Genomic DNA, 25,019 nt, shown 5'->3' with positions numbered 1-25,019 from the left:
CTCCCCTGTCTGACGTGTCAACAGTTAAATTTAGAAGTTTGCTCCATTCCAGCCCCAGTGCTCTGCTTCTTCGTATTTAATATAGATCTTATCCTGGGCAATTCCAAGTACTTCTTTAAAAATTCTGGAAATCTCAGCAGTTAAGTGATCCAAATCCCGGTCAGAAGCATGCCCAAAAATCTTAACTTCTATAAAAGCAAGCTTCGTATTGTTCTTTCCTTTAAAATAAAGAGAATAGTTATCTTCAAAACCAACCATCAGCCAGCTTTCTGACTTTCCCTGAATCAGACTGATTGCCTGGCCAAGTTTATCTTTTATCAGTTCTTTCTCTTCTTCTGATAACGCAACATTTACTTTTGAATTAATAAAAGGCATGGATTTTCCTCCTTTCATTATTGTTTCTATCATAACATATATGACAGCAAATTTCACTCATTATTTTATATTAGTTTATTCCTTGTAAAACAAATCATAAAGAGTCAGATTTCCGTGAAGAAATTCTATAATTTCATCAATTTGGCTTCGGTTGTTTTTCTTTTCTCCCTGCTTAACAGCACGGATTAATATGTTCTTTGGTGTATGCTCCATATCAATAAATTCCAGAATCTGTGTTCTGTATCCCTGATTCTCTAATATCTCTGCCCTAAGGGCATCTGTATACAGAGCTGCCATTCGTTCTTTTATAAGACCATACTGGAAAACGGGTGCCATCAGACTGTTCTCTATGTGTTTGTTGAGTTCATGCTGACAGCATGGTACGGATAAAATGACAGATGCCCCCCACGAAACCGCTTTTGCCAGAGCAAAATCAGTGGCTGTATCACAGGCATGAAGTGTAACCACCATATCCACCTGACTGACGCCCTCGTATGATGCAATATCTCCATGATAGAATCTGAGTTTTTCGTATCCATAGCTCTCGCTTAACCGGTTGCAGTTGTCAATTACCGTCTGCTTTAAATCAAGACCGATAATGCGGATGGAGTATCCCTTCTGCACATGAAGATAATAATACATGGCAAATGTTAAATAGGATTTGCCACAGCCGAAATCAATAATTACATTTTCTCTGTCTTTGTGAAGTCTGGGAAGTATATCTTCAATAAATTCAAGGAACCGGTTAATCTGGCGGAATTTGTCATATCTAGATTTTATGATGGTTCCATTTTCCGACATAACTCCCAAATCAACTAAAAATGGTATGGGCGTTCCTTCTTTTAATATATAATTTTTTTGTCTGTTGTGATCCGTTACTACAGGAAGTGCTGTAATTTTTGGGGGAATACGTTTCAGCTTAATACCTGGAACCCCTTTTTTGCTGATCAGAACCCGGACCTGGCCTTTTGCTGATTCCAGTTCCAGCTGCCGAAACGTTTCGGACAGTAAATCTGCAACATAGTCTGCACATTCCTCTTTTGTCAGGTTCTTATGAAATGCCTGGTTTCCAATGAACTCCTCGGCCTGAAACAATAATAAATCTTTTTGCTTAAGAGGACGGATTTTCACTTTGGACATTCCCTGTTTCTCAACCGGATTGCTGATGATCATACGAATTAGATATTCATCAATAAATTCATTAAGTGCTTCCGTCACTTCTATTTTATCGTTCTGTTCCATGGCTAATTCTTAAAGCTGTGAATAGGCGCAGGAATTCTTCCTCCGCGGTTTACAAACTTTTCACAGGAGTATTGATTGACTGGCATAACAGGAGCGTATCCTAAAAGACCTCCGAATTCCACGGTTTCGCCCACAGACTTACCGATTACCGGAATAATACGAACTGCTGTTGTCTTCTGGTTTATCATACCGATTGCGGATTCATCTGCAATGATTCCGGATATGGTGGAGGCAGGAGTATCACCTGGAATGGCAATCATGTCCAGACCAACGGAGCAGACACAGGTCATTGCTTCCAGTTTTTCAAGGTTTAATGCACCCATGGCAACTGCATCAATCATTCCCTGATCTTCACTGACAGGGATAAATGCACCACTTAAACCGCCTACATAGGATGAAGCCATAACTCCTCCCTTTTTTACCTGGTCATTGAGCAGAGCCAGGGCAGCCGTTGTGCCTGGGGCACCAACCCGTTCCAGACCAATCTCTTCTAAGATTTCAGCTACACTGTCACCGATTGCAGGTGTGGGAGCCAGAGACAGATCTATGATTCCAAATGGAATGTTAAGTCTTTTGGATGCTTCCTGTGCGACCAGCTGTCCTACTCGGGTAATCTTAAATGCAGTTTTCTTAATGGTCTCGCAAAGAACTTCAAAGTCCTTTCCTCTTGCGGTCTCAATCGCCCGTTTTACTACACCAGGTCCGCTGACACCTACGTTGATAATTGCATCTGCTTCTGTAACACCGTGGAATGCACCAGCCATAAATGGATTATCATCCGGCGCGTTGCAGAATACTACCAGTTTTGCACAGCCAAGGGAATCATTATCTTTGGTCTCCTCTGCTGTTTCCAGAACGATTTTGCCCATAAGAGCAACTGCATCCATATTGATTCCTGTCTTAGTAGAACCTACATTTACAGAACTGCAGACACGGTCTGTACAGGCCAGAGCTTTTGGAATAGAGCAGATCAGATTTTTATCAGCCGTTGTCATTCCCTTGCTGACAAGTGCAGAATATCCGCCAATGAAGTTAACACCAACTTCTTTTGCTGCGCGGTCAAGGGTCTGTGCTATGGTAACAAAGTCATCAGGAGTTTTGCAGGCAGCAGCTCCTATCATTGCAATCGGGGTTAGGGAAATACGTTTATTAACAATGGGAATTGCAAAATCTTTCTCTATCTCTTTTCCTACAGATACCAGATTTTTTGCAACCGTGGTGATTTTGTTGTAAATCTTTTCATTCACCGCTTTTAAATCACTGTCGCAGCAGTCAAGGAGACTGATACCCATGGTGATAGTGCGCACATCCAGCAATTCCTGCTCGATCATCTTATTGGTCTCATTTACTTCAAACATATTCAACATATCGATAACCCATCCTTTTCTTAAGCCTCACTGCAGTAATCAGATCCGATGCATTTTAGTGAAAATTTCTTCTCTTTGGCATTTTACCTTTACGCCAATCTCGTCTCCAATTTGTTCCAGTTCATCCGCAAGCTCTCCAAAAGGCTTCGCTGCTTCATTGATGTCAACAATCATCATCATATTAAAATATCCCTGTACAATGGTCTGGGAAATATCCAATATGTTTACCTGGTTATTTGCCAGATACGTACAAATCTTTGCTATAATCCCTACTGTGTCCTTGCCAACTACTGTAATAATCGTCTTATTCATCGTGCATCTCCTCTTTATATAGTGATAATTTCCGACATCTGATCCCGTTTTGCAACGGCTATGGAAAAATCAGATGCCTTAAATGGATTATCTCCCTCTGAGATTTCAAGCTTTACGGTTTCATAAGCAAGCTCTTCGTAATTATTTTCCTTGCTTAAATGGCCCAGCAGAATCTTTTTTAAGTTTTCGTGAAGTATGCAGCACAGCAGCCGTCCCGCATTTTCATTGGATAAATGTCCATGATCTCCCAATATCCTTCGTTTTAAATAATAAGGATAAGGTCCTGCCTGAAGCATATTCACATCATGGTTGGATTCTAACAAAACAGCATCCAGTCCCTGGAGATGCTCGATAATGTACTGGTTGTAATGCCCCATATCCGTTGCTACCGCAACAGATTTATGTTCATGCTGTATCCGGTATGCTACCGGATTTGCCGCATCATGGTCTATGGAAAACGGTTTGACCTCTAAATCTCCAACGAAAAAATCAACATCCGGGCGAATGGCGCAAAACAATTCCTGGGGATATTCTCCCAGATATTTCTGCTTGGTAATCTCCTCCAGAGTCTCCCTTGTTCCATAGATGGGAACTCCATACTTTCTGGCCAGCACTCCAAGCCCTTTGGTATGGTCCGAGTGTTCATGCGTGATTACAATCCCTGTGAGCTCGCTGCCCTTTAATCCAATTTCATTTAAGCCCTGTTCAATTCTTTTATTACTTATTCCGGCATCTACCAGAACATGAGTCGTATCAGAACCTACATAAATGCAGTTTCCGCTGCTCCCGCTAGCAATGCTTACCAGTCTCATCGTTTTCTATCCCCTGCTTTTTAATATTTCCGCCAATTGATCCTCTAAATCCTTAACAGAACCATGGTTTTCGATTATCCGGTCGCAGCGCCTTGCATATTCCTGCTCCGACGCCTGGCTTCTGATCATTTTTTCCGAACGCTCTTTTGAGTAGCCCCTGTTTTTTAAAAGCCGTCTCATTCTGACTTCTTCCGATGCATGTACATACCACATCTCATCATAGATATCTTCCGCTTCTTCACCCATAATTGCAAATTCTACCACAATAAGCCCGGCTTGGGAAGCGGAAATTTTTTGTCTGATTCTTTTCCACACCAGGGGATGAATGATTGAATTAATCTGTTCTCTGGCAGATTCATTGTCAAAAATCACTTTTCCCAGTGCAGTACGGTTAATGGTGCCGTCTGAATTAAGAATGGCTTCACCATAAGTTTCTTTTATCCGCAGATATCCTTCTTCTCCTGGTTCCATCAGTTCATGGGCAACTTTGTCCGCTTCCATCACTTCTGCATTATATTTTGTTCTTAATATGGTGAGAACCAGACTTTTACCAGCCCCCACTCCGCCAGTAAGTCCTATTACATTCATTCGTTTCACCATCCTATTATTTGGCATCGAACCAGGATTCCCCAACATTGGCATCAACTTCCAGTGGCACAGCAAGACTGGCAGCACTCTTCATCTCTTCCACCAGCAGTTTTTTTACCTGATCAAGTTCTTCCAACCGGGTTTCAATTAAAAGTTCATCATGAACCTGAAGGACAATTTTCGACTGCAGACCCTGTTTTTTAAGAGCACGGTCAACCCGAATCATGGCAATCTTCATAATATCTGCTGCTGTTCCCTGAATCGGAGAATTCATCGCTACACGTTCCCCAAAGGAACGCTGCATAAAATTAGATGATTTCAGTTCAGGGACGGGACGGCGCCTTCCAAACATGCTGACTGCAAACCCGGTTTCTTTTGCATCTGCCACCAGTTTGTCCAGGAACAGCTTTACTCCTGGATAGGTCTCAAAATACTTCTCGATATATTCGGTCGCCTCTTTTCTGGTAATACTTAAGCCTTCGCTTAAACCAAATGAGCTGATTCCATATACAATGCCGAAATTGACCGCCTTTGCATTGCGTCGCTGCAGGGAGGTTACTTCCGGCAATGGGACATGAAAAACCTCTGAGGCAGTGATTGCGTGAATATCCTCGGCCTGCTGATAGGCACTGATCAGTCTTTCATCTCCCGACATGTGAGCCAGAACCCTCAGCTCAATCTGGGAGTAATCGGCGTCTACAAAAACACAGCCTTCCTGTGGAACAAAGACTTTTCGGATCTCTCTTCCCAGTTCCATACGAATAGGGATATTCTGTAAATTAGGCTCTGTGCTGCTGATTCTGCCGGTAGCGGTAATTGTCTGATTAAAGGTTCCGTGAATCCGTTCATCGGTACCAATATAGGCGGCCAGTCCATCGGCATAGGTGGAATTTAATTTTGTCAGCTGTCTGTAATCCAGAATCTGCTCTATGACCGGATAATCCGGAGCCAGTTTTTCAAGCACATCCGCTGCTGTGGAATAACCGGTTTTTGTTTTTTTTCCACCTGGAAGTTTCATCTTTTCAAACAGAATTTCACCCAGCTGTTTCGGCGAATTAATATTGAAGGTTTCACCCGTCTGTTCATATATTTTCAGTTCTGTTTCCTTAATCCGGACCTTTAATCTGTCCCCGTATTCTTTCAGCCTGTCCCTCTCCACGCGGATTCCTGTTTCTTCCATAGTAAATAAACTATATACTAACGGCATTTCAATTTCATAAAACAGCCGATCCATCTCAGTTGTTTGGAGTCCTTCTTTTAAAACGCTTCCGCACATAAAAGAAACATAAGCCATGGAACACATACAGGTTACTGCCTGGGTTTGATTTTCCGAAAGTGCCTGGATTATCGTACGTTTCCCCAACAACTCTGTTTTGGAAGGAAGGGATAGCTGGAGATAATCCTGTGCCAGTTCATTGTATTCATAGGAGCTTTTTAACGGATCAATTAAATAAGCCGCCAGGGAAGCATCAAACACTGTTTTTTCATCAGACACGTTCAAAAACGGAAGCTGGCTTTTCAGATCAAGAACCGTAATAGTTTCTGAGTGGCTAATCATATCTTCAGCCTTTTCTTTGAGGTATTCTGACGTTAAATCCCCCTGAGCAATCAAACACCAGCACGCCTCTTTTGACAAACATAAAGCCAGGGCTGTGATTTTTTTGTCAGTTCCTGCCACCTGCATACCAACGCTCATACCTGCAGCACATCTTGAAAAAATCTCCTCTGCATCAACAAGCTCCGTAATCGCTTTTCCCATCCAGCCATCAGAAGAAATCTCCTCCACTTCTTCCGGGAAGCTCGCAGGCTCAAAATCCATATCCATAATTTCTGCAATTTCTGATTCTGCAATGGATTTGACCTCATCCAGATGAACATCATAATCAGCTTTCAGACAAAGAATTTGCGCTTCTTTGCTGATCTGCTGTTCATACTTCGATAATGCTTCCCGGATCTGATCAGACTCAAGCTCCTCTTTCTTCCCATAGATTGCTTGCAGGGAACCATACTGGGAAACAAGACGGCATGCAGTTTTTCGGCCAATCCCTGCACCGCGTTCCAATGAAAACACTTCTTTTAACTGTTCCGGTTCAAGACCAAACTCTTTCTTTACTTTCTCCGCAGTCCAGTTTATTAACTCTGCCCCTTCTTCTCCCACGCCAGGAATCCAGGCAGTGATATGCTGGCTTACCATCATTAAAAAGTTCTCATCTGCAGTGAGTATGGAAACATCTTTTTCATCCGACTCACAGTTTTTTGCCAGAGAACAAATAAGATCCAGAGAACGGGCCCCCTCTTTTTCAAAAACAGGAATTTTTAAAGAAGACAGTGTTTCCTTTAATTTTGTTTCATTCTCCATCAGATCCCGGGCGGCTATTCCATTCTCATTTATACTGCCAAATACCGCTGCAATATAATCCGTCTGTTTTTCTTCTATAATACGAACCACCACATTGCGTATTCCTTTTACACAATTGGCTGGAACTGCATAATAAACCTCTTTCAGCATGCTGGTTCCGTCAATCAGTACTGTTTTTTTTCTGTTCATCTGTTCTCCTATCCAAGCAAGCCCAACTGCAGCCAGATTCTGCACTGAAGAAGGACTGTAATGACAAGTGCCATGACGCACACGGTGGATACCGCATATCTTGCTATTTTTATCAGCTGAATGAACTGAAGTCTTTGTCTGGACTGTTCCAGAGCCGCATCCAGTGCTCCCTTGATATTATAATTCCCTGTTTCAGAATCCAGCTGCATGATTCCAGCCTCTATGGTAAAATATATCTCCAGTTCTTCCATACAATCTGAGCAGGTCTGCGTATGTTCCAAAAATTCTTTTAGTTCCTCATCTGTCAGTTCATCGTTTATATATGGAATGACCAGACGCTCTGCTTCCTTACATGTCATCGCCCAGACACCTCCTTAACCATAGCTTTTTACTATCATACAATATATTTTACCGATTTTCAATTTAAATACTGCTTGAGCAAGTTCAAAAAGATGATTTCTATCGTATCCATCATTGCACACGATCAAAAAAACAAATCCAGGTTAACAAACATATACTATAACTGACTTAACTTTCGATAGGAGATCTGTGTGACTTATGTTTAAAGACAAGACTCTGCTCATAACTGGAGGGACCGGTTCCTTCGGGAATGCCATGCTTAATCGGCTCCTCGATACAGATATAGGAGAAATCAGAATATTTTCACGAGATGAAAAAAAACAGGATGATATGAGGAAAAAATATAATAACAAAAAAATAAAGTTTTTAATTGGTGATGTAAGGGATATTACCAGCGTAAAAAACTGCGTGCGGGGTGTGGATTATATTTTCCATGCAGCCGCCCTCAAACAGGTCCCAAGTTGTGAATTCTTTCCGTTAGAAACGGTCAAGACCAATGTTTTAGGCACAGAAAATGTGCTGAGTGCCGCCGTGGAAGCAGGTGTTAAGAAAGTGGTCTGCTTATCAACCGACAAAGCCGTTTACCCTATAAATGCAATGGGCATGTCCAAGGCCCTGATGGAAAAAACTTTTATCTCCAAAGCCAGAACAGCAGAAAATATAGTGATCTGCGGTACCAGGTACGGAAACGTCATGGCATCCCGGGGTTCCGTGATACCTCTGTTTATTGAACAGATAAAAAACGGACAGCCGCTCACTGTAACGGATCCGGATATGACCCGGTTTCTGATGAATCTGGACGATGCCATTGAACTGGTGCTTTTCGCATTTGAAAATGGAAAATCCGGGGACCGGATGGTCAAAAAATCCCCGGCGGCTACCGTTGGCGATCTTGCTCAGGCACTCAAAATCCTGTTCCATGCCGATAACGAAATCCGGAATATTGGCATAAGAACGGGGGAAAAGATGCATGAAACGCTGCTTACCCGTGAGGAAATGGCATCAGCAATGGATATGGGAGATTATTTTTGCATCCCCGCAGATGAAAGCGACTTAAACTATGCAAAATATTTTAGCGACGGTAACCGGGATATTGGAATCATACAGGAGTACAATTCTTATAACACCCACCGGCTGTCCCCAGAAGAACTGAAAGAAACGTTGTCGGGCTGCAGCTATGTGGCAAACGAATTAAAGGAGTGGAACCATCTATGAAAATACTGATTACAGGTTCAGGCGGATTTATCGGAAAAAATCTGTGTGTCCACCTGGAAGCCAGGGGAGACTGCCAGCTCTTTAAATACGACATACAGACCAGCCCGGAGCTTTTAGAGCGGTATGCAGCAGACTGTGATTTCGTGTTTCACCTGGCCGGCGTTAACAGACCGGAGCATCCTTCAGAGTTTGAGGAAAACGCTAAGTTTACCAGTACGCTGTTAAAGGCTCTGAAAAACAGCGGTAAAAATACACCTGTGCTCATGTCATCATCTGCACAGGCGCTGCTTGATAATCCTTATGGCCTGAGCAAACGGAAAGCAGAGGATCTGGTAAAGGCATATGCGTATGAAACAGGGTCCGATATATATATCTTTCGCCTGCCCGGGGTCTTCGGCAAATGGTGCGCACCCAACTATAACAGTGTAGTGGCTACCTTCTGCCACAACATTGCCCGTGGTTTACCCGTACGCATCGATGATCCCGATACAGAAATCCCACTGGTCTATATCGATGATGTGCTCCAGGGGTTCACAGCAGCTTTGCAGGGCGATGTCATAAAACAGAACGGGTTTTGTCAGGCGAAACCTGTTTATCGCACAACGGTCAGGGAACTGGAACAAACCATCAGGGGATTTCGGGCAGGCAGGCAGAACCTTGAGCTGGCGGACATGGCCGACCCACTGACCCTGAAACTGTACAGCACCTATTTAAGCTATCTGCCTGATGACAAATTCTGCTATCCGCTTAAAGAACACCGGGATCAGCGGGGCGCTTTTGCTGAATGCCTTAAATCAACAGCAGGGGGGCAGATATCCGTAAATATTACAAGACCCGGCATGACAAAGGGGGGTCACTGGCACCATACCAAGACTGAGAAATTCATCGCCGTAAACGGTTCCGGCATCCTGCGCTTTCAGAAACTGGGCGGCGGGGATATCCTTAAGTATCCCATATCATCAGAAAAACTGGAGGCAGTAGACATTCCGCCTGGCTATATCCATGATGTAACCAATACAGGCAGCTGTGACCTGGTATTGCTGATCTGGGCCAGCCAGCTTTATGACCCTGAGCAGCCAGACACATATCCTGCTGAAATTCATGATAATTCATTCAAAAAGGAGTAAGCGATGAAGAAACTGAAACTGATGACCATACTGGGAACCAGACCGGAAATTATCAGACTGTCCTCCTGCATCAAAGCTTTTGACCGGTATTTTGACCATATTCTGGTTCATACAGGTCAGAATTGGGCGAAATCCTTAAATGACGTATTTTTTGATGATCTTGAGATCCGTCCGCCGGATTACAGTCTTTCATGCCCTGGTGAAACACTTGGGGATACTATTGGCAATATTATAGCAGAAACCTACCGGATTTTACAAAAGGAGAAGCCTGATGCCCTGCTTGTGCTGGGAGATACCAATTCAGCACTGTCGGTCATTTCAGCGAAACGCCTCAAGATTCCCATCTTCCACATGGAAGCGGGCAACCGGTGCTTTGATTTAAATGTGCCGGAGGAAATCAACCGTAAGATCGTGGATCACGTATCCGATATAAACCTGGCATATACAGAACATGCCAGGCGGTACCTTCTGTCTGAAGGTATTACAAAAGAGCATATTTTTGTCACCGGTTCTCCCATGACTGAAGTGCTTGAAAGCCACAGGCAAAAAATCAGCGAAAGCAGCATACTGAGCAGGCTTGGACTGGAGCAGGAACGATATCTGGTCGTATCCGCTCACCGGGAAGAAAACGTAGATGTGGAAGGCACATTTATTTCACTTATGCAGGCCGTCAATGCCGCCGCAAAGACCTACGGGATGCCTGTAGTCTTTTCTGTGCACCCAAGAAGCCAGAAAAGGATTGACAATTACGGCTTTGTCTTCGATCCGCTTGTACAATGCATGGAGCCCTTCGGGTTTCTCGACTATTGCCGGCTGCAAAAAAGTTCTTTTTGTGTATTATCTGACAGCGGAACTCTTTGCGAGGAAAGCGCGATTCTCGGTTTTCCCGCAGTACTTCTTCGTACTTCCACGGAAAGACCTGAAGCCCTTGACAAAGGTTCTGTCGTCATCGGAGGAACAAATGAAAAAGACATTTTGCAGGCGCTTGAGTTGTCCGTATCCATGAGAGCAAATCAGGAACCCATAGCTCCGGTCCCTGATTATACAGATACCAACGTTTCCTGCAAAGTAGTCAGAATTATTGAGAGCTACACCAAAATAATCAATCAGAATGTATGGAAAAAAAATATATGAGGTGGATGAAATGAGTCTTGTGCACACTCTGCTGTTCATGTTAAGGCAGGAACAGGATATGAAATTAGCCGTCAGCTGTTTAAAATCTCTGGAAAACAGTACCTATAAAACAATTGTCATCTATAACCAGGGGAACCTGGATAATAATAATCTGAAAAATTTTTTAAAAGCTTTTAATCTTGATTATCACATTATTGGGGACGGTACTAACGCAGGTACGACAGTTGGCCGGCAAAAATGCTTTGAATACATTTGGGAGAACATACCGGATACACTATATATCAGCGAACTTCATTTAGACATGATCTTTTCTCATAACTGGGAGGACCCACTGGTAACCTATCTTGAGAATAATGAAGAACCTCTGGTCAGCTGCGGTATTGTGGATAAAAAAGGGGCAATGCCCTTCTTAAATAAAAATGCTGCTCTGCCGGAGCAGTTATCACAATACGACGAATTTCTTATGGGACTTCGGACAGACAGCGTGGTTCAGGGATTTACGAATCCCTGTATTCACATTTCTGAAATACTTAAGAAGACAGGCGGCTATAATGCGGCTTTTCTAAAGGGACGCCAATGCTTTGAAGATGACAGTATGCTTCTTGGTTATTACTACTATTATGGAACCAAACGAGGCTGGTATCCAAAAGTCAATTACAATTCCGTGGTGTATCACGAAATTGCCGGGCAGAGGATGACAGCAGGCGGTAAATCCGCAGACAATTTTGACGGCCTGGTAAAGCAATACGGCACCATGGGGCTCAAAGCTTTAAGCGAATTGCACGGCAGTCCCTGGCACAAACATTATTTTTTAACCCGTTATCAGGAAGGAGTGAATAAATAAATGAAAGTACTCATTCTTGGAAACAGACTATTTTCAGATGATATGCTGTGGGGATTTAAGCAGGCAGGCTGCGAAGCCTCCGTCATCACGGCTAACACTGTAAATCAGATGGATCAGATTTTAACAAATTGTGACGCTGACCTCCTTATCACCATGGGGGCACCTCTGGAGCTCAAACATGATGTCATGTCATTTTTGGGAAGTAACCGTCCTAAGTCTCTGAAATATATCCACTGGGACACCGATGGCATATCCAGTACCTATTTCCTTTCAAAAACAGGAGACGGTATTGAAATGGATATCATCTATGCATCGAAACCGGATCTGGTGCTTACCATGTGTCCTGAAATGCACCAGTTTATTATGAAAAAGGGGTTCCCCTGTGAGATGATGTATTACGCCTATTGTCCGGTTGTTCATCATCCAATAGAAGGCCTTGATACAAAAGAAGAATTTATTAATTTGATCGGAAATTCTTACTTTATGATATACCCGTTCCATCCGGAACACTATCGCTATAAATCACTGCAGATACTCTTAAAACCGCTTCTGGAACACGGATACCAGGTACAGCTTTACGGAGACCCGGGCTATTTGCCCCTTATCAAACAAATATTAGCCATGGATACGCCTCAGATATATTATCATGGGGGTATGCCCTATGACCGCACCTGCGCAGCATATAACAGCAGTTTTATCAATCTTGTAACACAAAATCACCAGCAGACGATCACCAAGCGTACCTTTGAAATACTGGGTTCCGGCGGTTTTGTGCTGTCATCTGACAATGATGAGATCAGAAAGCTGTTTACTCCGGGACGTGATCTTGTTGTGTCTTCTTCCCCCGAACAGACCCTGGAACTGGTGGAATACTATAAGAATAACAAAGATGAATGGATGAACATACGAAAAAATGCGGCGCTGAGCGTACAGAACCATACCTACAAACAGCGGGCCGAGTATATTATTGAACAGTATAAAAAAGGGTTATAACCTCTAATCTCCCTGCCTGATACTTTCATACTCAATTACTCCAACTCCACAGACAGGGAGAATACTTTTACAGCCTACTGGTTCATATACTGCTGCATTCCCGATGCTGGGAATATATTTTGCTGATTTTCAATTTAAATACTTGCCAAATGGAAAATCCTGTGATAGAATAATGAACGTTGTAAGTGCAAGCCGGCATGTCGGAATGGCAGACGAGGCGGACTCAAAATCCGTTGATGGCAACATCGTGTGGGTTCAAGTCCCACTGCCGGCACTACACCCTTGGCAGGGAGCAAGACTTCCCAAAGCGGATTTATTCTGGCTTTGGGGAGTCTTTTCTCTATGTCTTCATATTTTTCCTACAATTCCCTTAATTTTACATAATAATATAGGAAAACCAGATGGTATTATGATATACTAACTTCAGAAAAAACAAATCAGATCCGAGGTGATTTTACGAAACGTCATATTCTTTTCATGGCTGCACTTCTATCTCTGTCTCTTAATGGCTGCGGTCACCGAAATTATGTAAAACCAGATTTGTCAGACATTCAGACAACAAAAAGTAAAGAAATAACTGCCCCCGCCGAAACGTCTGTGATAGAAGTTCAGAATGAATCCGAGAGTTCCGGCAGTTTAAGCACAGATCCCAAATCAAAAATAGACACTTCGATATACGTTTATAAGAATGACAAGGTGACCATTGAATATCCGGTTCTTAAACAATTAGCAGATGAATCAAAATTAGAAGCCATCAACAATCTGTTAAAAGACAACGCACTGGAAATTATCAATGCTTATTCCATTGATCCATCAAAGGACACTCTTACTGTCAGTGCTGATATCATTTCAGCTGACAGGAACAGAATCAGCGTTGCCTACACAGGCATGCTTTCTGCTGAAGGGGCTGCACATCCCACCAATGTTTATTACACCAGCGTCATTGACTTAAAGACCGGTAAGAACATCAGGCTGACGGATTACGTCGATCCAAAACTGCTGGCTCAATATGTGCTGTCTGATCAGTGTAAGTTTTACAACACTTCTCCCGAGCTTAAGGAAGCTTTGATGAGCGCGCGGACCGATACGGATGAACAGACATATACCGACATTTTTCAAAATGCAGATTTTTCATCAGAACAGTTGGAAAAAGGGGCCTCAGAATTTCCAGAATCCTTTAGCTATGAGGATCAGGGAGTCATTATCGTCTCCATACCAGTCGCTCATGCTTTGGGTGATTTTGCGTTAATTGAATATACTCCTGAGACAAAATAACGAAAAGAGTTGCCATTTATCCCTTTCTCTGATAAAATAGGACGGAAAAATAAAAAGAAACGGGGTATTCTCATGAGTAACAACGCAAAATTGACAACCCGAGACTATCTGCTCAGCATTCAGCATCTTTTCGCCATGTTCGGCGCAACCGTGCTGGTACCCTTACTGACAGGTCTCAATCCATCGCTGGCATTATTCTCTGCAGGCGTTGGCACCTTAATATTCCACTGCTGTACTAAATTTAAGGTTCCTGTGTTTCTCGGTTCATCCTTTGCTTTTCTGGCCGCGGTTACTGCAATTATCCGACCGGAAGGAACCGTGATCCCTGAGAACGTACCTTTAGTACAGGGTGGAATTATTTTTGCCGGTCTGGTGTATTTAATCTTTGCATACATTGCATTCATCATCGGTGCTGAGAAAATCAAAAAGATTTTCCCTCCCGTTGTGACCGGTCCTGTAATTGTAGTCATCGGAATTAATCTGGCCGGCACGGCACTCAGTGATGCAACCGGTAATTTAAGTCTGGCTGACGGTGTAACACCTGCTATCGGGCTGAACCTGGGAATAGCGATATTCACATTATTCGTTGTTATTCTCTGTTCCATTTTTGCCCATGGATTTTTCAAGCTGGTACCGATCCTGATCGGAATCGCGGCTGGTTATATCCTTTGCATTGTGTTAGGGGCATTTGGAATCTTCCATATGGATTACTCAGCCATTTCAGCTGCATCATGGATTAATATCCCGTTTGTAACAAAGGATCTTAACGGCGTAACCTTTATGTCTGTTCCAAAGTTCAGTTTAGGTGCTATTCTTTCCATCGCACCCATTGCCTGCGTTACTTTCATGGAGCACATTGGTGACATCACTACAAACGGAACCGTTGTAGGCAAAGATTTTCTTAAGGATCCGGGACTTCACCGCACTTTAATGGGTGATGGAATTGCCACTCTGCTTGCAGGATTGCTGGGCGGACCTGCCAACACTACTTATTCTGAGAATACAGGTGTTCTGGCAACGACTAAAAATTATAACCCCAAGCTTCTTCGTGTGACAGCTGTTTTTGCAATCATTCTGGGTCTTTTTGGAAAAGTCGGCGCAATTCTTCAGACTATTCCAGGTCCTGTAAAAGGTGGTGTGGAGATCATGCTGTTCGGTATGATTGCCGCTGTAGGTATACGCTCTCTGGCAGAGTCTAACCTGGATTTCACACACAGCAGAAACTTAACTATCGTTGGACTGATCCTGGTATTCGGACTTGGACTTGCCCAGCTTGGAGGGCTTAACGTAAATGTCGGTTCTGTAACATTAAACATTTCAGGTCTTTTCATCGCTGTTATTATAGGTGTCTTTATGAACCTGATACTGCCTGAAACCCCTGACACAGCAAGAGATTAAGAAAGGATTAAAACTATTATGGATTTATTAATGGACAATGTAACTGTTTTTACCCACCCGCTGATTCAGCACAAAATTTCAATCTTACGAGACAAGAGAACGGGAACCAATGAATTCCGTGCACTTATAGAAGAAATTGCCATGCTGATGGGATTTGAAGCATTAAGGGATCTTCCCTTACAGGATGTGGAGGTTGAAACCCCAATTGAGACCTGTATGACTCCCATGATTGCCGGTAAAAAAATGGCAGTTGTTCCGATTCTCAGAGCAGGTCTTGGTATGGTTAACGGAATCCTGGCTCTTGTACCGTCTGCCAAGGTAGGACATATCGGTTTATATCGGGATGAAAAAACTCATGAGCCCCATGAATATTACTGCAAGCTTCCAAGCCCGATTGAGCAGAGAACCATTGTTGTTACCGACCCTATGCTTGCTACCGGCGGTTCTGCTACTGCAGCCGTTGATTTTATTAAGCAGTACGGTGGAAAGCACATTAAGTTCATGGCCATCATTGCTGCTCCAGAAGGTTTAAAACGACTTCATGAAGCACATCCGGATATCCAGATCTATGTAGGACATTTAGATCGTCAGTTAAATGAGAATGCATATATCTGCCCAGGTCTTGGCGACGCTGGCGACCGTATATTCGGTACAAAATAATAAATATGAAAAAACCTGTATTTTCCGCCTGAAACAAGGCATGAAAATACAGGTTTTTTATGTAATACAGGATCAACCGATTCCTTTGTATACAATACTTAATACGAATACAAGTAATGCAAGGGAGACATAAATGTATTTTGCAGTAAAAACAAAATAATTCCCCAATGGTTTTTTTCGTCCTTTATTTAACTCTTCCATGATCTTCTCATCTTTGAGTACCCAGTAGATTATCACGGCACATAGCACTGCACCAAATGGAACTACATAGATCGTAATATAATCCATCCAAGCCCCCATATATGGCTCATATTCAATGAAAAGGCCTATAATAAAAACAACTGCGCCAACAAAGGCAACTGCTGCTTTTCTGGGGAAATGCAGATGTGTCTGAATCGCTTCTGAGCAAACTTCAAACATATTAACCAGAGAGGTTACTCCCGCAAATAATACGGAAAGGAAAAACAATGTTGCAATAACTCTACCCGCTGGAATCTGTTCAAACACTTTTGGTAAGGTAATGAACATCAGAGGAGGTCCGCTGGCCGGATCCATCTGAAATGCAAATACAGCTGGAATAATAGCAAAACCTGCTAAAAGAGCAGCAACGGTATCCAGCAAAGCAGTGGTAACCGCCGCTTTTGGTATATCCTCTTTCTTATCCAGGTAGCTTCCGTAAATAACCATTCCTGAGCCTGTAATGGATAGGGAAAAGAAAGCCTGTCCCATAGCCATAACCCACGTTTCCGGTTTTAGCAAAAGCTCCCACCTTGGTACCAGTAGATATTTATATCCTTCAAAAGCTCCAGGAAGGAAAAATACCCGGATCGCAATCAGTAAAAACAAGATAAAAAAAGCAGGCATCATAATTGCATTTACTTTTTCAATGCCTTTTAATACACCGCCTGCTAATATAGCTACCGTCATTATAACGACCAGCAGATGCCATGGAACGCTGCCAAAATGACCAGTTGCCTGGGAAAAATATTCAGAAGCTTCCCCCTTCATCATAACACCGGACAATGCTCCCCATAAATATCTTAACACCCAGCCCACTATTATGGCATAACCAATGGCAATACCAAAGGAACCAATCAGAGGGATGGCACCCAGAAAGGAACCGCCTTTTTTCCCTCTCGTCTTAAGAGCATAATCATAGGAGCCAATGGGACCTGTGCCGGTGAGTCTGCCAAAAGCAAACTCTCCGGACAAACCAACCAGACCAAATAAAAATACAAAACCAAAATACACCAGTAAAAAAGCAGCTCCTCCATATTGTCCCAGCCGATAGGGAAACATCCAGATGTTTCCCATACCAACTGCGGAACCAACAGAAGCCAGAATGAATCCAATTCTTGAACCGAATTTTTCATTTCCTGCCTGGGCATGTTTACTTTCGCTCATGTTTTATTTATTCCTCAGTAATTTTCTTTTCTACGATTTCTCCCTGCTTTTTGTAGATGGAATTACCCTCTACGCAGCCTCTGACGCAGGAAAGCGGATAAATATCTGCTTTTGGTCCGATCACTGTACCAGGATTTAAAATAGCACCACAGCCGATTTCTGCGAAATCTCCAAGGATGGCACCAAACTTTTTAAGCCCTGTTTCAATATCTCCATCTTCTGCATGTACAGTAACAAGAGATTTATCTGTTTTTACATTGGAAGCAATGGAGGATGCACCCATATGGGACTTATATCCTAAAATGGAATCTCCAACATAGTTGAAGTGAGGAACCTGTACGCCATCAAAAAGAATAGAATTCTTTACTTCTGATGAGTTTCCAACTACTGCGCCTTCGCCAATAATCGCGTTGCCTCTGATAAATGCGCAATGACGGATCTGTGCATTCTTGCAGATAATTACATGCTCGCCCATACAAGCTGTTGGCGGAAGATTTACAGACTTATGAATCCATACTGCTTTTCCTACATGAACATATTCGTCTTTTGGAAGACGCTCTCCAAGAGAAACGATAAACTCGCTGATCTTAGGAAGAATTTCCCACGGATAGGTGGTCTGTTCAAACAATAATTTGGCCACTGTATGATTGGTATCAAATAAGTCTTGGTTTGTCATATCTTCTTTTTTCATGTTAATAATCTCCTATTTTTGTTTTTTATAATTAGCTGCCGCAGCATCAAATACATTACGCAAATCATAATGATTATTCAGCTTCAGTACCCAAGCGGTACGTCCGGCAACAAAATTCTCCAGTTTCTGCATATATTCTTCTGAGGTTATGCTTCCCTCTGAGACATAAGTTAATCCCTTTTCCCAACTGGCTGTCAGTTCCGGATTAAGAAGCTGTTTTATGGAGGCATTCACTACATCATAAATCATCTCTCCTAACAGCGTAGGCATTATCACCTGGGTCTTGGTATTTAAAGAAAGGTATTCTATATTAAAAAGCTTTTTTAATATCTCTGCTCTCGTGGCACTGGTTCCGATACCACTACCCTTAATCTGGGCACGGAGTTCTTCATCTTCAATTAACTGACCCGCATTCTCCATAGCAAGAATCATGGATCCTGATGTATAGCGCTTTGGCGGAGAGGTCTCACCTTCTTTGATAATCAGCTTTTTAACAGGCAGCTGCATTCCCTTTTTCAATGAACCAAGCATGGCAATAAAAGCTGGATTGTCCATTTGCTTCTGTGACGTTTCAGAATTATTCTCATCCTGATTTTCACTGTCAGGGAGAGATTCTTCCGTCTTTTCCTCTGCTTTTTTCTTGCTGCCGGAACCATCTGCTACTTTTAAGTATCCCTCTTCCAGCATTACCCGGAAGTTGGAATAAAAGTGCTCTTTTTCTGCAACCAGCTCAAGCGCATACTTTTGATAAATGGCCGGCGGATAGAAAACACTTAAAAACCTTCTTGCAATCACTTCATAAACCTTAGCCGCAAGGGGTGATAAGCCTCTTAACGAGGACAGACCCTGACCAGTGGGTACGATGGCATAATGGTCCGTAATCTGCTTATCATTGACATATCTTGTTTTATCAATTGATTTGTAGGATCCACTGTTTAACACTTCCTCTGCTGCACCCTTTAAAGGTTCAAAGCCTTTCAGACCACTGATGTTCTTATAGATCTCCTTTGCCACTGCAGTGGAAAGAACTCTGGCATCTGTTCTGGGGTAAGTGACCATCTTCTTCTCATAAAGCTCCTGAACTACCTTTAGAGTCTCATCAGGACTGATCTTAAACATCTTAGAACAGTCATTTTGAAGTTCAGCCAGATTGTAAAGCAGGGGCGGATTCTTTGTTTCCTTCTTTTTCTCAATTGATGCAACAACTGTCTCCATGGGATCTGATGCAGAAAGTATCCCTATCAGCTCCTCGGCATGCTTTCTTTCTTTAAATCCATTCTCTTTATAGAGGTATGGTGACTCATAAAACTTAGATCCCGGAGCGCTCTTCCATTCACCGTCAAAATCCAGATCTTCTCTGGTAAACGTACCGATAACCCGGTAAAACGGAGTCTTTACAAAGTCTCTGATCTCCCGTTCTCTCCGCACCGCCATTCCCATTACACAGGTCATGACCCTGCCAACGGAAATAACAGTATTCTTCCCGCTCTTTAAATAATTTGAAATATTCTGTCCATATCTTAGTGTAAGCAAACGGGAAAAATTAATTCCCATAAGATAATCTTCTTTTGCACGCAGATACGCAGAAGCCGAAAGATTATCATATTCCGCCTCATCTTTTGCTTCCCGTATGCCTCTTAAAATTTCCTCTTCCGTTTGGGAATCAATCCAGACTCTCTTCTGCTTTTTATCATTCACCCCCGCCATCTGGGCAACCAGCCTGTATATGTATTCTCCTTCTCTTCCGGAGTCAGTACAAACATAGATTGTATCCACGTCAGGGCGGTTTAGCAGACTGCTCACAACTTCAAACTGTCTGGCTGCACTTGGAATTACTTCATATTTAAATTCTTTTGGAAGAAACGGCAGGGTGGCTAAGCTCCATCGCTTATATCTGGGATCATAACATTCCGGATAGCTCATAGTAACCAGATGTCCCACGCACCAGGTAATAATCACCTGATCTGCTTCTATGTATCCGTTGCTGCGTTTTGCGTTAATCTTAAGCGCATTTGCAAACTCCTGAGCCACACTTGGTTTTTCTGCAATGTATAACGATTTAGACATATAACTCCCTACTGCTTTGTGATAGTAACCGTTCTATTATACCATTAAACTTCATGAATAGCAAATATTTCTGACAACTCTCACCAAAAGGCACATCAAATTTTATTATAACATTGATAAATTTTAATATCAATGGTACAATAATTAACAATTTACTTAAAATTCCATTACATGAATGCAAAGGAGTGTTTTTCTTATGTCTGTACAAAAAGTAAAAGAATACTTCAAAGAATCTGGCCGGGACTGCCAGGTTATGGAGTTTCCTGTTTCCAGTGCAACCGTAGAATTAGCGGCAAAAGCCCTTGATGTGATTCCGGCAAGGATTGCAAAAACCATGTCTTTTCACGGTTCTGACGAAAACAGCTGTATCCTGGTGGTTACGGCCGGTGACATGAAAATTGACAATGCAAAGTTCAAAAAAACATTTGGGATTAAATCAAAAATGCTGTCCGCTGACGAAGTATCTGCCTTCACTGGTCATGAAATCGGAGGCGTATGTCCCTTTGCCAATCCTGACTGTGCGACCACTTACTTAGATGTGTCTCTTCAAAGATTCTCTTCTGTTTTTCCGGCAGCCGGCAGCTCTAATTCAGCTATCCAACTGACCAACGAAGAACTGTTTTTATTTGCCCAGGCGAAAGAATGGGTTGATGTTTGTAAAGGTATTGAAGTTTCCAATTAATAATAAGAAAATAAAACCGGGGGGATTTTTTATGACAGCAAAAAGCAAAATAACATTGCAGATTGCATCAATTTATATTTTTGTATTACTGATGGGTTTTTTATTGAGAAATTACGAAACAAATAAACATTATCAATGGATCCTAATCTTTATCAGTATTTTTGAGATTGCAATGATTTGCTACATAACAGGAAAAGTGGATGGAGAGCCGCTTAGCAGTATTGGTTTGCGAAGCTTTTCTATTATGGATATTGTACATGGTGCAGTACTGGGCGTTGTACTCTACCTTCTTTATTCCGTTCCGACCGAGTTGTTTACGAATGTGTCCGTAACTATTAGTTATCCATTTAAAGAAATGCCTTTTTTATACACCCTTCTCCTTATTTCATTTATCAATAAAATAACAGAAGAAGTCATATTCAGAGGATACATCTTCACAAAATTAAATCAGCTGCTTTCTTCTAAGTGTGCCGTCATTCTTATCAGCTTCCTGCTTATTTATGTTATTAATCTGTCTGTTACTTTAAGGTTTGTTGGAGTAAATATGTATGGAACATTTATAACAACAGTTCTGTATTGCTATTACTTATACTCTTTTTCAAGAAAAAGTATTATTCCATTAATCATTTCAGACGGTGTGCTTATCATACTGAGAGCAGGATACGGATATATCATATGGGATGCGATCTACAGTTTCTTCTAAAGCATAACTCCCGCTGGATTAAACAGCGGGAGTTTGTTTTTTGAATTCCGACAAGATAACCGATAGAAACAATAAAGCACAGCCTGTCAGTAATTTTAAAGTTACCAATTCTCCCAGTAAAAAAACCGAGAATATCAGACCAAATACTGATTCAAAAGACAGAATAATGGAAGAAGTGTTGGGACTTAAATACTTCTGCCCCATATTCTGCAGCAGAAAACAGATCATCGTGCTGAAAATGCCAAGATATAGAAGGCTGACCGCCATAGAGTTATCTATTACAGACAGATCCAGTCCTCCCTCCAAAACCGGAGCAACCACCCAGCTTAACCCGGCCGCAACTGCCATCTGCATCACCGTTAATATAATCGGATCATGGTTTTCAGTATACCGGTCAACAAATACAATATGAAAAGCAAAAAATATACCACAGATAAGAGTCATAAAATCACCAATATTCACTCTTAAGTCACCCTCCAGGGAAATAAACCCCAGACCGATGACTGCGATAACTGCCGCTCCCACATTGTTCTTTGAAGGTTTTTTCTTATTAAAAAACCAGTGCAAAAAAGGAACAAGAATGACGTACAATGTAGTAATAAAAGCATTTTTACTGGCAGTGGTATACTTTAATCCATAGGTTTGAAAGAAGTAACTGATAAACAGAAAAAATCCCAAAACCAGACCACAGATAATATCTGTCTTTCCCACCCTCTTCAAGCGCTTCCAAAACACCACTGTAAGTGCTGTAGAAGCGATGGTAAACCGGAGTGCCAGCAGATAGGTTGGTGAAATGACATCCACCGAATTTTTCATTACCACAAAAGCACTTCCCCAAATTACCGTGGTGATAATCAGTCCCATAACTGACAGTGCTTTTATCCCTTTTTCATTCGTTTTATTCATAAGTATGCAATTATGTCCTTTCACAAGCGTTCAGGGGCGCAATAATCTGCGTCCCTGAAATTATATCAATGCCTCTCTAAATTGTTGAAAACTTATATATTGTTGTTGTCTGATATTCCTGTCCCGCTTTTAGGATAGGGGTAGGGAATTCAGGAGTATTCACCGCATTGGGGTAGTACTGGGTTTCAAAGCAATAGCAGCAGCGTTTGCTGTAAACTGCACCACCCTTGCCAGGCATCTGGTCATTTAAAAAGTTTGCAGTATAAAACTGCATTCCTGGAAGATCGGTATACACTTCCATTCTGATTCCTGTCTTATCAGACTCTGAAGCTGCAGATAAAGCCAGTTCTTTTGATGGATGATTTAAGACCCAGTTATGATCATAGCCACTTCCAAAAACAAGTGCTTCATATTCTTCATTGATATCCTGCCCGATTGTTTTCATAACAGTAAAATCCATGGGGGTTCCTTTTACCGGAGTAAATTCGCCCGTAGGAATTGATATTTCATCAGCCCTGGTATATGTATCGGCATCTATCCATACTTTCTGGTCTAATGCACTTCCGCTATTATGTCCATCCAGATTAAAATAGCTGTGGTTGGTAAAGTTTGCAACTGTATCCTCATCACAGATCATATGATAATCAATCTTTAAGCCATCGTCTGGCGTGAGGGTATATGTTATGGTAATATTGGCATTGCCGGGATATCCCTGATCTCCATCTGGTGAAAACAGGGAGAAGCTCACACTGGTTCCCATATCATTTTCTTCTGCCTCACTGTCCCAAAGACGTGAATGATAAAGATCCGGGCCGCTGTGTAAGTTATTGGTGCTGTTATTAGCTGCAAGTTTATATTCTTTTCCATTAATGATAAACTTAGCTCCGGCAATACGGTTGGCATTTCTTCCAATGGGAGCACCAAAGTGAGGCGGGTTGAGCAGATAATCCGATACACTATCATACCCTAATACCACATCCGTTTCCTTTCCGTTCCGATCAGGCACATTCATGGTTACCCAAACTGCACCCAGATTTGTAAATGAAGCAGATACTTTGTTTTCATTTACCAGTGTATATAAATACACCTCTCTGCCATCCGGCATATTTCCCCAAAGTTCTTTTTTGTATGCCATCTTACTTCCTCCATATACCTATTTTATAAAGGCCCCCTCCTGGACAGAGAGAGCCTCATAATCCGGTTAATCTCTGGCTTTAATATACCCTTTCGCAGTCAAAAGCTCTGCGCAGAGTACTGCGCCGCCGGCTGCCCCGCGAACTGTATTGTGGGACAAACCAATAAATTTATAATCATACACAGAATCTGTTCTTAAACGACCTACAGAAACTCCCATTCCGCTTTCAAAATCCACATCAAGGGCAACCTGAGGGCGGTTATCTTCTTCTAAGTACTGGATAAACTGCTTTGGTGCACTTGGAAGATCCAGTTCCTGGGGAAGCCCCTTAAAGTTCATCAGTCGGTCTATTAATTCTTCTTTAGACGGCTGTTTGCGGAATTTTACGAAAACTGCTGCAGTGTGACCATTGAGAACGGGAACACGAATGCACTGGCAGGTGATTACCGGCTCCTGCGCTTTTACAATCTCGCCATTTTCAATCGTTCCCCATAAACGAAGGGGCTCCTGCTCGCTTTTCTCTTCCTCACCGCCAATATAAGGAATAATGTTTCCTTCCATCTCAGGCCAGTCCTTAAAGGTCTTTCCTGCGCCTGAAATCGCCTGATAAGTTGTAGCTACCACCTCGTATGGTTCAAACTCTTTCCATGCAGTGAGAACCGGTGCATAGCTTTGGATGGAGCAGTTGGGTTTTACGGCAATAAATCCCCGCTCTGTACCAAGGCGCTTTCTTTGATCTTTTATTATTTCAAAATGCTCTGGATTAATCTCCGGAATTACCATAGGAACATCCGGTGTCCATCTATGGGCGCTGTTGTTGGAAACAACCGGTGTCTCAGTTTTTGCATATGCTTCTTCTATGGTTTTAATCTCATCTTTCGTCATATCCACTGCGCTGAATACAAAATCCACGCCTGCTGCAACTGCCTCAACTTCATTTACATTCATGACTGTTAAGTGTTTTACTGCTTCCGGCATGGGAGTTGTCATCTTCCAACGGTCTCCAACTGCCTCTTCATATGATTTTCCTGCTGAACGGGGACTGGCTGCCACAGTCACCACCTCATACCATGGGTGGTTCTCAAGCAGAGATATAAATCTCTGGCCAACCATACCGGTAGCTCCCAATATACCAACTCGCAACTTCTTTTCCATCGCACTCTCCTCATTTCTTTTCATTT

The 25,019-nt window shown here is 42.3% G+C and carries 24 protein-coding genes and 1 tRNA gene; 11 read left to right on the top strand and 14 right to left on the bottom strand.

The genetic code is table 11. The features are described 5' to 3' along the window. Positions 1-30: 30 nt before the first annotated feature. The 8 genes from ABS301_RS24875 to ABS301_RS24840 form a co-directional block, all read right to left on the bottom strand. Positions 31-375, bottom strand: coding sequence for a phenylpyruvate tautomerase MIF-related protein (locus ABS301_RS24875; protein ID WP_104436135.1), 345 nt, complete (start codon positions 373-375; stop codon positions 31-33). Positions 376-450: 75 nt separating this feature from the next. Then, positions 451-1,617 (bottom strand): class I SAM-dependent methyltransferase, encoded by a 1,167-nt coding sequence (locus ABS301_RS24870; RefSeq protein WP_349674743.1) that lies wholly within the window; start codon positions 1,615-1,617, stop codon positions 451-453. 2 nt (positions 1,618-1,619) lie between these two features. Continuing rightward, positions 1,620-2,984 carry a PFL family protein gene (locus ABS301_RS24865; RefSeq protein WP_349674742.1) on the bottom strand — a complete coding sequence of 455 codons (1,365 nt, stop codon included), beginning with the start codon at positions 2,982-2,984 and terminating at the stop codon, positions 1,620-1,622. 39 nt (positions 2,985-3,023) lie between these two features. Beyond that, the gene (locus tag ABS301_RS24860) at positions 3,024-3,296 is read right to left on the bottom strand and encodes an ACT domain-containing protein (RefSeq protein ID WP_104436132.1); all 273 of its coding nucleotides are present in this window, start codon (positions 3,294-3,296) and stop codon (positions 3,024-3,026) included. Between the two features lie 14 nt (positions 3,297-3,310). Then, positions 3,311-4,108: an MBL fold metallo-hydrolase gene (locus ABS301_RS24855; RefSeq protein WP_349674741.1), complete on the bottom strand. Its 798-nt coding sequence runs from the start codon at positions 4,106-4,108 to the stop codon at positions 3,311-3,313. 6 nt (positions 4,109-4,114) lie between these two features. Next, positions 4,115-4,696, bottom strand: a complete 582-nt coding sequence (gene coaE, locus ABS301_RS24850) for a dephospho-CoA kinase (protein WP_349674740.1) — start codon at positions 4,694-4,696, stop codon at positions 4,115-4,117. A gap of 16 nt (positions 4,697-4,712) precedes the next feature. Next, positions 4,713-7,244 carry a DNA polymerase I gene (gene polA / locus ABS301_RS24845; RefSeq protein ID WP_349674739.1) on the bottom strand — a complete coding sequence of 844 codons (2,532 nt, stop codon included), beginning with the start codon at positions 7,242-7,244 and terminating at the stop codon, positions 4,713-4,715. A gap of 8 nt (positions 7,245-7,252) precedes the next feature. After that, positions 7,253-7,603 (bottom strand): anti-sigma factor family protein, encoded by a 351-nt coding sequence (locus ABS301_RS24840; RefSeq protein ID WP_349674738.1) that lies wholly within the window; start codon positions 7,601-7,603, stop codon positions 7,253-7,255. A 199-nt stretch (positions 7,604-7,802) separates the two neighbouring features. Here ABS301_RS24840 and ABS301_RS24835 point away from each other — a divergent pair, with 199 nt between their 5' ends. The 9 genes from ABS301_RS24835 (at position 7,803) to upp (ending at position 16,250) form a co-directional block, all read left to right on the top strand. Then, entirely contained in the window at positions 7,803-8,819 is a 1,017-nt protein-coding gene (locus ABS301_RS24835; RefSeq protein ID WP_349674737.1) for a polysaccharide biosynthesis protein, read from the top strand. Continuing rightward, on the top strand, positions 8,816-9,946 hold the full coding sequence (locus ABS301_RS24830) for a polysaccharide biosynthesis C-terminal domain-containing protein (protein ID WP_349674736.1): 1,131 nt from the start codon (positions 8,816-8,818) through the stop codon (positions 9,944-9,946). Before ABS301_RS24835 ends, ABS301_RS24830 begins: the two co-directional genes overlap by 4 nt. A gap of 3 nt (positions 9,947-9,949) precedes the next feature. Then, complete coding sequence (gene wecB, locus ABS301_RS24825; protein WP_349674735.1) at positions 9,950-11,080, top strand: non-hydrolyzing UDP-N-acetylglucosamine 2-epimerase; 1,131 nt, start codon at positions 9,950-9,952, stop codon at positions 11,078-11,080. Positions 11,081-11,090: 10 nt separating this feature from the next. Beyond that, positions 11,091-11,924: a hypothetical protein gene (locus ABS301_RS24820; RefSeq protein ID WP_349674734.1), complete on the top strand. Its 834-nt coding sequence runs from the start codon at positions 11,091-11,093 to the stop codon at positions 11,922-11,924. Further along, positions 11,925-12,917 (top strand): CgeB family protein, encoded by a 993-nt coding sequence (locus ABS301_RS24815; RefSeq protein WP_349674733.1) that lies wholly within the window; start codon positions 11,925-11,927, stop codon positions 12,915-12,917. Positions 12,918-13,108: 191 nt separating this feature from the next. After that, positions 13,109-13,191 (top strand) — tRNA-Leu (locus ABS301_RS24810). Between the two features lie 203 nt (positions 13,192-13,394). Then, on the top strand, positions 13,395-14,192 hold the full coding sequence (locus tag ABS301_RS24805) for a polysaccharide deacetylase family protein (protein ID WP_349674732.1): 798 nt from the start codon (positions 13,395-13,397) through the stop codon (positions 14,190-14,192). A 72-nt stretch (positions 14,193-14,264) separates the two neighbouring features. After that, positions 14,265-15,590 (top strand): uracil-xanthine permease family protein, encoded by a 1,326-nt coding sequence (locus tag ABS301_RS24800; RefSeq protein ID WP_349674731.1) that lies wholly within the window; start codon positions 14,265-14,267, stop codon positions 15,588-15,590. 30 nt (positions 15,591-15,620) lie between these two features. Next, positions 15,621-16,250, top strand: a complete 630-nt coding sequence (upp, locus tag ABS301_RS24795; protein WP_097006321.1) for a uracil phosphoribosyltransferase — start codon at positions 15,621-15,623, stop codon at positions 16,248-16,250. A gap of 72 nt (positions 16,251-16,322) precedes the next feature. Here the strand turns inward: upp and ABS301_RS24790 are convergent, their stop codons facing one another. From ABS301_RS24790 to ABS301_RS24780, 3 genes are read right to left on the bottom strand one after another with little or no spacing between them, the layout of a single operon-like run. Then, positions 16,323-17,654, bottom strand: a complete 1,332-nt coding sequence (locus tag ABS301_RS24790) for a sodium-dependent transporter (RefSeq protein ID WP_349674730.1) — start codon at positions 17,652-17,654, stop codon at positions 16,323-16,325. Between the two features lie 7 nt (positions 17,655-17,661). Continuing rightward, on the bottom strand, positions 17,662-18,345 hold the full coding sequence (locus ABS301_RS24785) for an LbetaH domain-containing protein (RefSeq protein ID WP_104436119.1): 684 nt from the start codon (positions 18,343-18,345) through the stop codon (positions 17,662-17,664). A gap of 12 nt (positions 18,346-18,357) precedes the next feature. Further along, positions 18,358-20,412, bottom strand: coding sequence for a DNA topoisomerase (locus tag ABS301_RS24780; RefSeq protein WP_349674729.1), 2,055 nt, complete (start codon positions 20,410-20,412; stop codon positions 18,358-18,360). A 196-nt stretch (positions 20,413-20,608) separates the two neighbouring features. Here ABS301_RS24780 and ABS301_RS24775 point away from each other — a divergent pair, with 196 nt between their 5' ends. Both ABS301_RS24775 and ABS301_RS24770 read left to right on the top strand, forming a co-directional pair. After that, positions 20,609-21,094, top strand: coding sequence for a YbaK/EbsC family protein (locus tag ABS301_RS24775; protein ID WP_349674728.1), 486 nt, complete (start codon positions 20,609-20,611; stop codon positions 21,092-21,094). Between the two features lie 31 nt (positions 21,095-21,125). Next, positions 21,126-21,797, top strand: a complete 672-nt coding sequence (locus ABS301_RS24770; RefSeq protein ID WP_349674727.1) for a CPBP family glutamic-type intramembrane protease — start codon at positions 21,126-21,128, stop codon at positions 21,795-21,797. Positions 21,798-21,815: 18 nt separating this feature from the next. On the opposite strand, the gene ABS301_RS24765 is transcribed toward ABS301_RS24770, so the two are convergent. The 3 genes from ABS301_RS24765 to asd all read right to left on the bottom strand — a co-directional run bounded on the left by ABS301_RS24765 (position 21,816) and on the right by asd (position 24,993). After that, positions 21,816-22,703 (bottom strand): DMT family transporter, encoded by an 888-nt coding sequence (locus ABS301_RS24765; protein WP_349674726.1) that lies wholly within the window; start codon positions 22,701-22,703, stop codon positions 21,816-21,818. A gap of 76 nt (positions 22,704-22,779) precedes the next feature. Next, positions 22,780-23,838, bottom strand: coding sequence for an aldose epimerase family protein (locus ABS301_RS24760; RefSeq protein WP_349674725.1), 1,059 nt, complete (start codon positions 23,836-23,838; stop codon positions 22,780-22,782). 66 nt (positions 23,839-23,904) lie between these two features. Next, the gene (gene asd, locus ABS301_RS24755) at positions 23,905-24,993 is read right to left on the bottom strand and encodes an aspartate-semialdehyde dehydrogenase (protein ID WP_349674724.1); all 1,089 of its coding nucleotides are present in this window, start codon (positions 24,991-24,993) and stop codon (positions 23,905-23,907) included. Between the last annotated feature and the right edge of the window lie 26 nt (positions 24,994-25,019).

Origin of the sequence: Lacrimispora sp. (assembly GCF_031982545.1) — a bacterium.
Classification (GTDB): Bacteria; Bacillota; Clostridia; order Lachnospirales; family Lachnospiraceae; genus Lacrimispora.
Note: the sequence above shows the minus strand (reverse complement) of the source record. Positions and strands in the feature narration are given on the sequence as shown.